Annotated in this window: 13 protein-coding genes; 3 read left to right on the top strand and 10 right to left on the bottom strand. The window is 38.7% G+C overall.

Going from position 1 to position 13,500, the window contains the following annotated elements; genetic code table 11:
- The first annotated feature begins 31 nt into the window (after positions 1-31).
- The gene (locus tag SOI76_RS07855; protein WP_032053894.1) at positions 32-877 is read left to right on the top strand and encodes a metal-dependent hydrolase; all 846 of its coding nucleotides are present in this window, start codon (positions 32-34) and stop codon (positions 875-877) included.
- Positions 878-944: 67 nt separating this feature from the next.
- Here the strand turns inward: SOI76_RS07855 and SOI76_RS07850 are convergent, their stop codons facing one another.
- The 4 genes from SOI76_RS07850 to fadH form a co-directional block, all read right to left on the bottom strand.
- Positions 945-2,039 carry a YheT family hydrolase gene (locus SOI76_RS07850; protein WP_104078793.1) on the bottom strand — a complete coding sequence of 365 codons (1,095 nt, stop codon included), beginning with the start codon at positions 2,037-2,039 and terminating at the stop codon, positions 945-947.
- 19 nt (positions 2,040-2,058) lie between these two features.
- Complete coding sequence (locus SOI76_RS07845) at positions 2,059-2,775, bottom strand: SGNH/GDSL hydrolase family protein (RefSeq protein ID WP_068531030.1); 717 nt, start codon at positions 2,773-2,775, stop codon at positions 2,059-2,061.
- Between the two features lie 38 nt (positions 2,776-2,813).
- Positions 2,814-3,221: a nuclear transport factor 2 family protein gene (locus SOI76_RS07840; RefSeq protein WP_104078794.1), complete on the bottom strand. Its 408-nt coding sequence runs from the start codon at positions 3,219-3,221 to the stop codon at positions 2,814-2,816.
- Positions 3,222-3,292: 71 nt separating this feature from the next.
- Positions 3,293-5,317, bottom strand: a complete 2,025-nt coding sequence (gene fadH, locus SOI76_RS07835) for an NADPH-dependent 2,4-dienoyl-CoA reductase (RefSeq protein WP_205668349.1) — start codon at positions 5,315-5,317, stop codon at positions 3,293-3,295.
- 135 nt (positions 5,318-5,452) lie between these two features.
- Between fadH and SOI76_RS07830 the strand changes: the two genes are divergently transcribed.
- Complete coding sequence (locus SOI76_RS07830; protein WP_032053900.1) at positions 5,453-6,013, top strand: PadR family transcriptional regulator; 561 nt, start codon at positions 5,453-5,455, stop codon at positions 6,011-6,013.
- 2 nt (positions 6,014-6,015) lie between these two features.
- Complete coding sequence (locus SOI76_RS07825; protein WP_104078796.1) at positions 6,016-6,933, top strand: alpha/beta fold hydrolase; 918 nt, start codon at positions 6,016-6,018, stop codon at positions 6,931-6,933.
- 48 nt (positions 6,934-6,981) lie between these two features.
- Here SOI76_RS07825 and SOI76_RS07820 read toward each other — a convergent pair whose 3' ends face one another.
- From SOI76_RS07820 to argC, 6 genes are all read right to left on the bottom strand, one after another.
- Complete coding sequence (locus SOI76_RS07820; RefSeq protein ID WP_104078797.1) at positions 6,982-8,037, bottom strand: 3-deoxy-7-phosphoheptulonate synthase; 1,056 nt, start codon at positions 8,035-8,037, stop codon at positions 6,982-6,984.
- Positions 8,038-8,461: 424 nt separating this feature from the next.
- A complete protein-coding gene (locus SOI76_RS07815) occupies positions 8,462-8,824 on the bottom strand; it encodes a YnfA family protein (protein ID WP_016140792.1) in 363 nt (120 codons plus the stop codon).
- A 3-nt stretch (positions 8,825-8,827) separates the two neighbouring features.
- Complete coding sequence (clpA, locus tag SOI76_RS07810; RefSeq protein WP_016140791.1) at positions 8,828-11,104, bottom strand: ATP-dependent Clp protease ATP-binding subunit ClpA; 2,277 nt, start codon at positions 11,102-11,104, stop codon at positions 8,828-8,830.
- 9 nt (positions 11,105-11,113) lie between these two features.
- On the bottom strand, positions 11,114-11,527 hold the full coding sequence (gene clpS, locus SOI76_RS07805) for an ATP-dependent Clp protease adapter ClpS (RefSeq protein WP_002121129.1): 414 nt from the start codon (positions 11,525-11,527) through the stop codon (positions 11,114-11,116).
- Between the two features lie 9 nt (positions 11,528-11,536).
- Positions 11,537-12,295: a DUF6776 family protein gene (locus tag SOI76_RS07800; RefSeq protein WP_079284188.1), complete on the bottom strand. Its 759-nt coding sequence runs from the start codon at positions 12,293-12,295 to the stop codon at positions 11,537-11,539.
- Positions 12,296-12,370: 75 nt separating this feature from the next.
- Positions 12,371-13,426: an N-acetyl-gamma-glutamyl-phosphate reductase gene (gene argC, locus SOI76_RS07795; protein WP_104078798.1), complete on the bottom strand. Its 1,056-nt coding sequence runs from the start codon at positions 13,424-13,426 to the stop codon at positions 12,371-12,373.
- Positions 13,427-13,500 lie beyond the last annotated feature (74 nt).

Genomic DNA, 13,500 nt, shown 5'->3' with positions numbered 1-13,500 from the left:
AACTCTAATTAAAAGAAGATTGGAGCTTAAAATGAATACTGTATCAAACCGTGTGCCTGCCTCATTTCCAGTCCGTCGTATGGACTATAATTTTGAAAATACACCTCGTTACTGGTGTAATAACGAACCAACTTTCACACATTATTTTACGGGCTTGTCTACGTTGTTTCCTGAAGGTGAATCATATTTCGTTCGCTCAGTTAGAGCTTTACGCGCACAAGCAAAGTCAAATGAACTTCTAGATCGGGAAATCAGTGCTTTTATTGGCCAAGAAGCTATGCACTCTAAAGAACATCATGCTTTTCATGTAAGTGCACAGCAATATGGATTAGATCCTCAGTCTTTAGAAAAAGTAACTGGCATCGTTTTAAAAACGATTGAAAAAGTTTTTAGTAAAAAATGGAATTTGCTTGTAACAGTAGGTCTAGAACACTACACAGCAGTACTTGTGGTTAGCATGATGGAATCTGTTAATGAGTTAATGACAGACTCAACTATTCGTAATTTGTGGCTATGGCACAGTATTGAAGAAACAGAACATAAAGCTGTTGCCTTTGATCTCTATCAACATTTATATGGAAACGGCTTAAGTGCTTACCTTCCGCGCATTACAGTCTTTACTTTAAGTCTATTTTTAATTACGGGCTTTTCAACAATTTATCAATTTATTTTAATGAAGCGTGATCGCCAACTCCTCAATTTCAAATCTTGGGGTAAGTTCTTTAGTTTTGCTAATAAACAATATAGAACATTAATCCCTAAATTTTTTGATTATTATCGCTTTGATTTTCATCCCAACCAAACAGATGAAAAAGACCTCGTTGCCAGCACAAAAATCAAAATTGGACTAAAAGATCCCAATTTACTTTTATCTTGACCAAATAAAGTCATAAAGCCCATCTATTGAATGGGCTTTATTGAACTTATAAAAACGATCGATATATTTATTGTTTATGTTCGACCATAAAATAATTTGAAATTAATTTGGCAGCCCATGAGGTACTTTTCCAACCTTCGTAAAAGCCACAATGACTTCCCTTTTTTGTGGTGATTACCGCAATATTACTCATTTGCTGAATCGTTTCTTTGTATGGTTCCAAATTTTTAATAGAACAGACAGGATCATCCTCAGCATTAAGAATCATTAATGGAATTTTGACATTCTCAAATACATAAATTGGATTAATGGCTTGGCAATAACTTTGATAGTCCTCAAAGCCAGCCATTTCAAAATATTCTTTTTCAAATTCTTCCAGACTTGTGGTCGCTAGAACTTTTTCTATAGAAGAAAGTTGGTTCCATGTATTTTGATAAGGATGAATAAAATATTTAAATAACTTTTTGGTCATCATTTTGCTATAAAACGGATGAACATTTTTAAAGCCAATCTCCGTGTTGTAACCTGGACACATTGCAAAAGCAGCTTTAAAGGGTGTATCAGCGCCTTGCTCACCCAAATAACGAACCAACAAGCCGGTTCCCGCAGAGGAACCTATGGCATATAAATCTGATTTTGGAAACAAGTTTTGAATGTGTACAAGTTGCTCTTTAAGATCGCTTGTTGACCCAAAAAGAGAAATCTGTGGTACAGGCATAGGTAAGCCAGCATGCCCACGGCGTAAGCATAGAGCTATTCTCCATCCTGTATAGTGATGTATATCTTTCACAAGTTCACGCATACTTTCAGGTGTCCCTGTAATGGTATGCATAATGACAACTGTTGGAGTATCTGGAGGAAGATCATAGCCATACCACGCGATCGCAGTTACGCCACCATCTTTCATGGTGAGCTGATCAATACGATCATATTCAAGCTTAATGGTTTTTTTTCTAATAATATCAAAATATAAAAGATGAACGTGATTGTTGCTTAACCACGGTGTGGGCCGATATTTTTGCTTGAGCTGGGGCAATTTCTCTAAAATATCTTTTATTTTCCCATTGGGGTCATAATAGATTTTTGGCTGTTCAGCACCTAATACCGAATCGAACAATTCTGAACCGAAAGCTTTAATTTTATTTAAAGTAGATATGCCCATTTTCAATCACTACCTCTGATTATGAGTTAAATGATTGCCGCACTAAGGCTGCAACCTGTTGTCCCCAAATTGCATAAATTTCCTTGCTCGGATGAAAACCATCACTTGCCATAGGCAGATTCATCGCTTGAAAATGCTCAATATCATATTGAATGAACTTAAATTGGTTTTGTGATTCTAACCATTTATCTAGTACCTGATTCATTTGTTCCGCATATTTTCCAAACAACCAAGCCAATGGATTTGGTAACGCTGGGAAATGCTGCATTGGCGGAACACCAGAAACAATAATGAGCTTAGGCTGAAAACGTGCCTGTATATATTGAAATAATTGTTTTTGTTGTTTTATCCATGAACTTGCTGAGGTTAGTTTCGTGACATCATTAACACCAATCGACGTAACCACCACATCGTAATTTTGTTGCTCTAAATGCTGTACTGCTTGAAAAACCTGCTTAGTTGTATCACCTGTTTTTGCATGCAGTTTCCAGCGTATCGAATATTGATCTTGCAACTCAGAAATAATTGCACCAGATAAAGCCTCTTTTTGGGTTTCTACCCCAACACCTGCTGCGGCAGAGTCTCCTAAAATAAGTAATGATAGAGGTCTTCCCTTGCCAACGATGCCTTGTCTCTCACCACTGGCTTCTAGCAAGCGTGGTGTGTTCTTACGAACCTTTGTTCCTTGTACAAACAGTACAGGAAGCAATGCTAGAGTTGAAAGCTTTAACCACATTTTATTGATCTCTATCTTACTTAGGCTATTTACTAAAATTATTGAGGTTGAAACTTAGCAATTCTTATACCCATTTGTTCAGCCAATGCCGCTAAACCACTCATTGGACGAATCATTACTTCAAAATCAATAATTTTGCCTTGGTCATTAAAATGGATCATATCAATACCTTTTAATGACTTACCACTGACATTAGCACTGAACTCAAGCACTACATTTTCACCGTCTTCTGTGTAGAACTCACGATGATAAGTAAAGTCTTCGAACACCTGAATCACATTGGTAAGAATGAAGAAAACAATCTGCTTTCCTTCATAAGGTTTGTAGGCAACTGGTGAGCGAAAAACCACTTCATCCGCCAGCAAGTCATTTAGATCAGACAAGTTACCAGCCTGAACCATTTCATGCCATTTTTCTAAAGACTGTTTTGTTATTTCGAGTGTCATTGTTTTTATATCCTATAATTTAACCAAAGAAGTAACGGACATTTCTGTTTAAAAGAAATGCCCATAAAAATTTATAGTATCGCTGCTAATTCAGCACCTTGGCGTATTGCACGTTTTGCATCTAGTTCACCCGCCTCTTTGGCCCCGCCAATTAAATGAACATTTTTTCCATCTGTTTTTAATTGATCATACATTGCAGTTAATGACTCTTGACCCGCACAAATCACGACATGATCGACCTCAAGTACACTTGGTTTTCCATCTATAGCTATATGTAAACCTTGGTCATCTACTTTGTCATATTGCACTCCTGCAAACATTTTGACCTGACGGTTTTTAAGCCCTGTACGATGAATCCAGCCTGTTGTTTTACCTAAACCAGCGCCTACAGCAGCAGTTTTACGTTGCAGTAAATAAATTTCTCGTTCAGATGCCTCAACTTTTGGTTGTTTTAAACCACCAACATGCTCATATTGAGTATCGATTCCCCATTCTTCATAGAACTTTTCTGGATTTAAACTGCCACTTTCACCTTCATGAGTAAGATATTCAGCTGTGTCGAAACCAATACCACCTGCACCAATAATGGCAACACGTTGTCCTACTGGCACACGCTCTTTTAGAACTTGTAAATAGCTCAGCACTTTAGGATGATCAATTCCCTCAAACTGTAATTGACGAGGTGTTACGCCTGTTGCAACCACAATTTCATCAAAATTTGCTTGGCTTAATTCTTCATAAGTCGCTTGATGATTTAGTACAAGTTCAATATTTGGTCGCAATTCAATTTGACGGCTAAAGTAGCGTAAAGTTTCGTAGAATTCTTCTTTTCCAGGAACTGTTTTTGCGATATTAAACTGACCACCAATTTGATGACTTGCCTCATACACTTTAATTTGATGCCCGCGATCAGCTGCATATACCGCAAAACTTAAGCCTGCTGGACCTGCGCCAATCACAGCGATATTCTTTTTCACCTGGGCTTCTTTAAAAATCAGCTCAGTTTCATAACACGCACGAGGGTTGACTAAACAAGTTGCAACTTTCATTGAGAAAATATGATCTAAACAAGCTTGGTTGCATCCAATACACGTATTAATTTCATCACTACGACCTTCACTTGCCTTCAAGACAAATTCAGCATCAGCTAACATTGGTCGTGCCATAGACACCATATCAGCATGACCCGATGCCAATACATGCTCAGCCATTTCAGGCGTATTGATTCGGTTAGAAGTAATTAAAGGAATAGAAACTTCACCTTTGAGCTTTTCAGTCACCCAAGTAAATGCAGCACGAGGGACTTTAGTTGCAATAGTCGGAATACGCGCCTCATGCCAACCAATACCAGTATTGATAATTGTTGCACCAGCTTTTTCAATTTCTTTTGCCAGCTGAACTACTTCATCAAAACTTGAGCCACCTTCAACTAAATCAAGCATAGATAAACGATAAATGATGATAAAGTTTTCACCCACTAATTCACGTGTACGCTTTACAATTTCGATAGGAAAGCGAATACGATTTTCATAACTACCGCCCCATTCATCATCACGGTGATTCGTACGAGCTGCAATAAACTCATTAATTAAATAACCTTCAGAACCCATGATTTCCACGCCATCATAGCCCGCATATTGAGCAAGTTTGGCACAGTTGGCAAAGTCATCAATCGTTTGTTGCACTTCGGCAGAACTTAAAGCTTTAGGCTTAATCGGGTTAATCGGTGCTTGAATTGCTGAAGGTGCAACGTTATTTGCCTGATAAGAATAACGCCCCGTATGCAAAATCTGCATAGCAATTTTGCCCCCAGCTTCATGCACAGCTTGGGTAATTACTTTATGTTTTTCAGCCTCTTCAACTGTATCTAGTTTGGTCCCGTGGCTAAACACAACACCATCATCATTTGGAGAAACACCACCAGTTACAATCAGTCCCACATCACCTTTTGCACGCTCAGCATAAAACGCAGCCATGCGTTCATAGCCTTGCGGTGCTTCTTCCAACCCAATGTGCATAGACCCCATAAGCACACGATTTTTTAAAGTAGTAAAGCCTAAATCAAGGGGCTTTAATAAATGTGGATAAGCTGACATATTTTCTCCTATGGCTAGCAATAAGCTTGCTAATGCAACTTGTTGCATAAATTTATAATCAAATTTTGACTTTTATGCAACATGTTGCATAATCTCATGAGTCACACTTTACTTTTGCTTACAAACTGGATTGCCATGTCACTTCCTCATGTTTTATTGACCAGCTTGCTTGAACGTCCAAGTACAGGGTTTGAACTTGCCCGTCGCTTTGACCGCTCAATGGGCTTTTTCTGGAATGCCACTCACCAGCAAATTTATCGTGAACTCAACAACATGCTTAAAAAGGGCTGGGTTTCTACTTTAGAAAATGAAATGGATAATGGCCGAAAAAAAACATATCAGGTCGAACAACTAGGTCGTATAGAACTGGCTTCATGGATGACGCAACAAAGTGAACCTGCGCAGCTTCGTGATGATTTAATGGTTAGATTGCGTGCAGAAGCACAATTGAGCAATAATCAGATATTACCTGAACTGTTAAGGCATCTTGGTTTACATCAAGAGAAGCTCAAACTTTATCAAAGTATTTATGATAAAGATTTTAAAGACAGTGATGATCTAAATGACCGTGTGTTATACATCCACAAAATGATCTTAGAACTTGGAATTACGATGGAAAGTGAATGGATCAAATGGTTGGAACAAGTCATCCCTCAATTAAAACGCTTTGCCCAAGATAACTCATCTGGAGAATAGCCATGCCGTATTACACCATGCCCGATCGGGAAAATTTATTTGTACGCCGTGTTGGTCGTGGTGAGCCTGTTTTGGTTTTATCTGGCCTTGGCATGCAAAGTTGGCAGTGGCTCCCGTTTATTTATGCAAACCGCAAAGAATATGAGTTTATTATTCCAGACTGGCGTGGTTTCGGTGGGTCAAAAAATTGTGCAATTCCCGAGCAAGATGCCATTTCTAGCCATTGGCAAGATGTTGCTCATTTAATAGATCAATTAAAACTTAATAACTTTATCTTGATGGGTTATTCAATGGGCGCGACAACCGCCATGCATGGCATGAAACACGCTCAACTGGCACAGCAGTTAAAAGCCTATTTACATATTGATCAGACACCAAAAATATCAGTAGATTCAACTTGGGAATATGGTTTATTCGGCCCTCTTCACACCCAGTTCAAACAACTATTAAATGATATTTATCAATTATTGCTAAAGCATAAAAACGCCAAATATCTTTATGAGCTATCATTTCCAGATCGACAAGATCTAGTCCGTCTATGGGTAGATTTTATTGAATTACAAAGTAGCAATCCATTTAGTCCGCTAGTTTTTAAAACAGCTTTAAAACAGCCTTTTCTACAAAAATATTTATTACCTATTCAACGTTTGGATTACTTGTTTTGGTATGTCGAAAATTATCTTTATCACAATGAAGATTATCGAGAAGCAATTCAGCAGTTAGCATGTCCTACCACTTTCTTTATTGGTCGTAATTCGACACTTTATCCAGAAACTGGGCAAACGCTGATTGCACATAGTGTTGAGCATGCAAAAGCTATATACTTTGAACGTTCAGGCCATACACCTTTATTAACCGAGCCTAAAAAGTTTGGACATGAAATCAATACATTCCTATCCGAACTCAAACATGCTTCTTAAAAAATAAAGGGATCTATTTATAGATCCCTTTTTAAAGCCCATAAATAATTAAGCGGAATGAGCTAATTCTTTTGCTTTTAATTGCTCCGAGACACTTAACAAAAGCTGCTCTGTTTTTTCCCACCCTAAACAACCATCAGTTACTGACTGACCATAAGTCATATCACAAGAAATCTTTTGGTTACCATCAACCAAATGACTTTCAATCATGACACCTCGAACTTGTGTTTTTAAACGTTCAGCAACGATTTGCTGTAAAACTTCTGGCTGACGCAACGGATCTTTCCCACTGTTACCATGACTACAATCAATCACCAGTGCCGGTAGATTTTGTTTGTACTTTTCGCGTATCGCCTGAATTGAAGCTAAATCGTAATTTGGCCCATGATTCGCACCACGCAAGATCAAGTGCGGTAATGGGTTTCCAGCACTCTGAATCACTGAAGGCAAGCCTTGTTGATTCATTCCTAAAAATTGATGTTCATTTTGCGCGGACTGAATCGCATCTAATGCAATCTGAATAGAACCATCAGTACCATTCTTGAACCCAATACTATATGGCATATGACTTGAGATCTCACGGTGAATCTGAGATTCGCTTGTACGAGCACCAATTGCCCCCCAAGCCAATAAATCATCAAAATAGCCAGTTGCCATTGGGCTTAAAATTTCACTCGCAATTGGCAAACCCTTTTCAATAATTTGTAGGTACAGTTCACGAGACTTTTCTAAACCAAGTTGTAAATTTGATGAACCATCTAAATTTGGATCATACATGAACCCCTTCCAACCAACAGTGGTACGTGGTTTTTCAATGTATGTACGCATCACGATAAAAATCTGATCTTTAACTTTTTCTTGTAATTTTTGCAGTTTTTCAGCGTATTCAAGTACTGCAACGGGATCATGAATTGAACAAGGCCCTGTAATTACCATTAGACGTTGATCGTTGCCGTTAAGAATATTTTGAATAATTTGGCGGTGTTCGGCAATTTGACATGCGAAAGTGTGTGCAAGCGGATATTTCGCTTTTAACTGGATAGGTAAACTAACTGGTGTTTCTTTTGTATTCGTTTGAGTCAGTAAAGTATTTAGGGCATTCATTGGTTTTTTCCTTGGGACTGCAATCTACTCAGTCCGATCATTTATTTGAGCGTTTTGGATCTATTCGTTGGTAAAGGTAAGCAAAAGTAAAACCAATAAAAGTTGCTAAAGTACGAATAAGTCATGTTGTTCATTTTAAGTTCCTCGATTCAAAAAAGATAAAGCATAAAAAAACCTGATCGGGGTTGCCGATCAGGTATTAACTGTGATGGGCAACTTTCTCATGCCCGAATACGCTCAGGCAACTATCTAAATTGCCAAAAGTAATAGTAAGCGTTAGTGTTCACAGATAGATTTAACATCTTTATCTCAAATATTAAAAAATGTTCCTTGAATCTAAAATACGCATTGTTGATGAGTTTGACAAGTCTTTTTTTTGAAAAAACTTCTTATTTTCTCGCTTAAGATTTGATTCAATTACCTATTAGCGAATCAACCCTTGAGGCTGCAAAATAATTAAGCTCGCTCCACAAAGTACAATTAGACCACCTAATAGATCCCATCTGGTTAACCCGACCTGATCAACAAAGCGTAGCCACATAAGCGCAGTAAAAATATAGATACCACCATATGCAGCATAAATGCGCCCAGAAGCTGCTGGATGTAAGGTCAGTAGCCATACAAAGATAGCTAGACTTAAGGCTGTAGGTATCCACAACCAAGCTGACTTACCTTCTTTTAAAATCAGATAAGGAAAATAACAACCCAGAATTTCAGCAATTGCTGTGATAATAAATAACCCGAATACACTGAGTATTCGGGTTATAGCAAGACTATCAATTAACATAATTTACGCAGGTTCTGCCGTATGATGATCTTCAAACACTTCAAGTTTTAAGCCGACAGCTTTGCCATCTTCTTTTTTCACTGATACAGCCACATTACCACCATGATCTGCAAGTTCACCAAACAGAATCATTTCAGCGAGTGGTTTCTTCAAGTGCTCTTGAATGAGACGTTGCATTGGACGAGCACCCATTAAACGATCATAACCGTTTGTTGCCAACCAATCTCGTGCACTTTGATCGACATCAAGAACAACTTGTTTTTCATCTAATTGTGCTTGCAATTCTGTTAAGAATTTGTCGACTACAGACTCAATCACAGTAGTTGGTAATGCTTTGAATTGAATAACGCCATCTAGACGGTTACGGAATTCTGGTGAGAAAGCACGTTTCATCGCCTCTTGGTTATCAGAACTATGATCTTGTTCCGTGAAACCAATGCTCGCACGAGAAATACTTTCCGCGCCAATATTCGTAGTCAAAACAATAATCACATTTCTAAAGTCTGACTTGCGTCCATTGTTATCCGTTAAAGCGCCATGGTCCATGATTTGTAGCAAGAGATTAAACACATCTGGATGTGCTTTCTCTATTTCATCAAGCAACAAGACACAATGCGGATTTTTATGAATCGCATCAGTGAGCAACCCCCCCTGGTCATAACCCACATACCCTGGAGGTGCACCAATTAAACGTGAAACTGCATGACGTTCCATATATTCGGACATATCGAAACGTACCAGCTCCACACCTAACAGTTTCGCCAGCTGCTTAGTAACCTCAGTTTTACCCACCCCAGTTGGGCCTGCAAAAACAAAACTACCCACTGGTTTATCTGGCGATTTCAATCCAGCACGAGATAACTTAATTGCGGAACCTAATGCAGTGATTGCTTCATCTTGACCAAACACCACACGTTTCAAATCACGCTCAAGATTTTCAAGCACTGACTTATCATCTTTAGACACAGTTTTTGGCGGAATACGAGCAATCTTAGAAACGATATCTTCGATATTCTCTACGGTAATCAAGCTATCATCACTTTCAGCTTTCAAACGTCGTTGAGCACCTGCCTCATCAATGACATCAATTGCTTTATCTGGCAAGAAGCGATCATTAATGAACTTAGCAGAAAGTTCTACAGCTGATACCAAGGCCTTATCGTCATACTGTACATGGTGGAAATCTTCAAACTTAGTTTTCAATCCACGCAAAATATCAATCGTTTCCGAAATACTTGGCTCATTAACATCAATTTTTTGGAAACGACGTGATAACGCATGGTCTTTTTCAAAAACCTGACGATATTCTTGGAAAGTCGTTGAACCAATACAACGTAAAGTACCATTAGCTAAAGCTGGCTTAATGAGATTTGAAGCATCCATCGTGCTACCCATACTTGAGCCTGCACCAATGATCATATGAATCTCATCAATGAATAAAATCGCATTTGGATTTTTCTTCAATGCATTAAGCAGTTGTTTTAAACGTTTTTCAAAGTCACCACGATATTTCGTTCCAGCAACCAATGCACCAATGTCCAGACTATAGATTTCAGCCTGACTTAAAGGTTTAGGTGCTTTACCATTCACAATTAACCATGCCAGACCTTCAGCAATCGAGGTTTTACCAACGCCCGGGTCGCCTACAAGTAATGGGTTATTTTTGCGACGGCGGCACAGAATTTGTGCTGTACGCTCAATTTCTTTTTCACGACCAATCAGTGGGTCAGTTTTGCCTTTTTGCGCTTCAACATTTAAGTTCAGCGTATAAAGCTCTAATGGCCCTGCATTGCCTGCGCTAGTTTCACCTTCAATATCTTCAACTTCTTCTTCAACTTGAACTTCGTCTTTACGTGTCCCATGAGACAAGTATTGAGTTAATGTCAAGCGATTGATTTGATGACGTTTAAGTAAATACACAGCAAAAGAATCACGCTCTGAGTACATTGCGACCAAAACATCCGCACCTTCAACAGTACGATCGCCGCCACTTGATTGCACATGGAAAATAGCACGTTGCAAAATGCGGTCAAAACTTTCTGTTGGATGTGGAGCTTGCTCGCTATTTTCGCCAAGCTTAGGAGTATGTTGTTCTACATATTCTTCTAATTCTTTACGCAAAGAAACTATATCAGCCCCACATGCTTTGAGTGCATTCACGGCTGAATCGTTGTCGAGTAATGCTAATAATAAGTGTTCGACTGTAAGAAACTCATGTCTCTTTTGACGAGCCATGCTAACAGCCAAACGTAATGATACTTCTAATTGACGACTGAGCATGTAACCCCCTTATGCTTTAGGCTCAATCTGGCAAAGTAATGGATGACCTTGCGATCGAGCGTAATTATTAACAAGGTTTGCCTTAGTTTCCGCGATGTCTCTTGGATATACTCCGGCAATACCTTTACCTTCATAGTGTACTGTTAGCATTACTTGAGTTGCTTGGTCAAGATTCATTGCAAAGTATTGTTGTAAAATTTCAATTACAAAGTCCATTGGGGTGTAATCGTCATTCATTAATACGACTGCATATAATGGGGGACGCTTGAGTTCTGGAGGGGCTGTCTGTACAACAACCTCTCCGTCATGATCTTCGTTTTGCGAATCACTTAAGCGTGGATGGAAATGCCAATCGACATAGCCAGACTGCTGAAAAGAAGCCTTGATATCTTTTAAGTTTGTTTGACGCTTATTTGTTCGCATAGGATGTTACTATTGTGAATTTGCTTCAGCTTGAGGAATTTCTGCTACAAAAGCAGAAGATGTTTCGACAGGTTTACCACGCTGCCAACTAAAACGTTTAATAACTGGTGTTTCAGAGCCACCTGTTAAACGCACTTCAATAAATTGAGGCGTAAAACCTTTAGGCATTGTCCAGCGACCTGTTAAACGTTCAAAGTCAGTAAAGTTGAAGTTCTTCGCTTCAAGCGGTACGACTAAAACTTCAGTATCTTTGATCAATCTTATTTCAACCGATCCTAAAGCACGACGCTTACTTGGACTTACCTGTACTAAATCTAGCTGATATTCATAAGCATTTTCAGGTAAAGGCTTAATGGCTAAATTTTGAATCGTTAAGCTTAAACCACCGCGCTGTCTCAAAATTTCACGGTAGATATTACTCATACCTTCTTGCTGAGTCTTATCGGCGTTCGCTTGATTAAGCGCTTCAAACAGATCATTTGCATTGGTCACAGCCACATCACGCTCTTGTACTGCCGCGTTTAAGCTTTTGTTAACTGCATCTAAAGCTGTTTTTTGCTTTTGCACTACTTCAACCAATTGCTCCGCATCTGCATCGTAACCAACAACAGTTAAACCTTGACGGTGCCCAATTGTATAGCCGAGCGCAAAACAACCACTCATTAAAATGGCAGCACCAATAAACAAAGGTTTATTGGTGTTTAAAAAATTTTTCTTTTGCAACGAACTTTCTGCCGAAGTCGTCTGTCCAGAGTTTTGCATCGTCATCTCAGTGTTCAAGATCAGAGTCAAGACACACATTTAAATCGAAATTTAAATGTGTGTGAAGCAAAAAAGAGTTTTTTATGGTAATAAACCAATCCCTTGTAAGCCTTCATCTTCACTAAAGCCAAACATAAGGTTCATATTTTGTACAGCCTGACCCGATGCACCTTTTACAAGGTTATCTTGAGCTGCCAAAATAATCAGTTTATTTGGTTGTGGTTTATACAAAGCAATACGAAGCTCATTTGCACCGCGTACACTACGTGTTTCAGGTGAACTATTCGCAGGCATGACATCTACGAATTTTTCATTAGCGTAGAAGTTTTCATATAAAGCTTGTAAGTCTGTCTGCTTACCCGCTTCCGTTAAATCTACATAAATTGTACTCAACATACCGCGAATCATCGGTACTAAATGCGGAACAAACAAGAGTCCTTCAAACCCACCTTTTTGTCCTGCAATATTTTCTAGTGCTTCTACAATTTCCGGATGATGGCGATGGCCTGCAACGCCATATGCTTTAAAGTTATCTGCATTTTCACTATAAATCATGCCTAAGCTTGCTTTACGGCCAGCACCAGAAACACCAGATTTCGCATCAATAATAATATTTTTTGTTTCAATCAGTGCTTGTGCTGATTTTAATAATGGCGCCAAACCTAATTGAACAGTCGTCGGGTAGCAACCAGGGTTACCAATAACTTGAGCTTGTTTAACTTTTTCACGGTTTAACTCAGTTAGACCATATACAGAATCTTTTAATACATCTGGACAAGCATGCTCCATGCCATACCATTTTTCAAACTGTTCAAGATTTTGTAAGCGAAAGTCTGCTGCTAAATCAATAACTTTAGTTCCAGCTGCAATCAAATCTTTGGCATGCTGCATCGCAACGCCATGTGGAGTTGCAAAAAATACAACATCACATTCTTTTAATGCATCAATGTTTAAATCTGAAAATTGAAGATCAGTATGTCCACGTAAATTAGGGAACATATCTGCAACTGGTTTGCCCGCTTCTGTACGTGAAGTCAGAACTCGAACCTGCGCTTTAGGATGTCGTAATAAAATACGTAATAGTTCAACGCCTGTATAACCCGTTCCACCAACAATTCCGACAGAAATCACGTGCATTACCTCAATTTTTGAATCTATACTTGGGCAGTAGTATGACAGGATGTCCAAGCTTACAAAACCATTTCATGCTT

It is taken from the genome of Acinetobacter pittii, from assembly GCF_034064985.1.
GTDB classification, from domain to species: domain Bacteria; phylum Pseudomonadota; class Gammaproteobacteria; order Pseudomonadales; family Moraxellaceae; genus Acinetobacter; species Acinetobacter pittii_H.
The sequence above is the reverse complement of the archived record's forward strand: the minus strand, read 5'-3'. Positions and strand labels throughout refer to the sequence as shown.

Bases quoted from the DNA above. Each gene is read 5' to 3' on its own strand.
- SOI76_RS07855 (WP_032053894.1), top strand. From the start codon at position 32: ATGAATACTGTATCAAACCGTGTGCCTGCCTCATTTCCAGTCCGTCGT.
- SOI76_RS07850 (WP_104078793.1), bottom strand. From the start codon at position 2,039: ATGGGCATATCTACTTTAAATAAAATTAAAGCTTTCGGTTCAGAATTG.
- SOI76_RS07845 (WP_068531030.1), bottom strand. From the start codon at position 2,775: ATGTGGTTAAAGCTTTCAACTCTAGCATTGCTTCCTGTACTGTTTGTA.
- SOI76_RS07840 (WP_104078794.1), bottom strand. From the start codon at position 3,221: ATGACACTCGAAATAACAAAACAGTCTTTAGAAAAATGGCATGAAATG.
- fadH (WP_205668349.1), bottom strand. From the start codon at position 5,317: ATGTCAGCTTATCCACATTTATTAAAGCCCCTTGATTTAGGCTTTACT.
- SOI76_RS07830 (WP_032053900.1), top strand. From the start codon at position 5,453: ATGTCACTTCCTCATGTTTTATTGACCAGCTTGCTTGAACGTCCAAGT.
- SOI76_RS07825 (WP_104078796.1), top strand. From the start codon at position 6,016: ATGCCGTATTACACCATGCCCGATCGGGAAAATTTATTTGTACGCCGT.
- SOI76_RS07820 (WP_104078797.1), bottom strand. From the start codon at position 8,037: ATGAATGCCCTAAATACTTTACTGACTCAAACGAATACAAAAGAAACA.
- SOI76_RS07815 (WP_016140792.1), bottom strand. From the start codon at position 8,824: ATGTTAATTGATAGTCTTGCTATAACCCGAATACTCAGTGTATTCGGG.
- clpA (WP_016140791.1), bottom strand. From the start codon at position 11,104: ATGCTCAGTCGTCAATTAGAAGTATCATTACGTTTGGCTGTTAGCATG.
- clpS (WP_002121129.1), bottom strand. From the start codon at position 11,527: ATGCGAACAAATAAGCGTCAAACAAACTTAAAAGATATCAAGGCTTCT.
- SOI76_RS07800 (WP_079284188.1), bottom strand. From the start codon at position 12,295: ATGACGATGCAAAACTCTGGACAGACGACTTCGGCAGAAAGTTCGTTG.
- argC (WP_104078798.1), bottom strand. From the start codon at position 13,426: ATGCACGTGATTTCTGTCGGAATTGTTGGTGGAACGGGTTATACAGGC.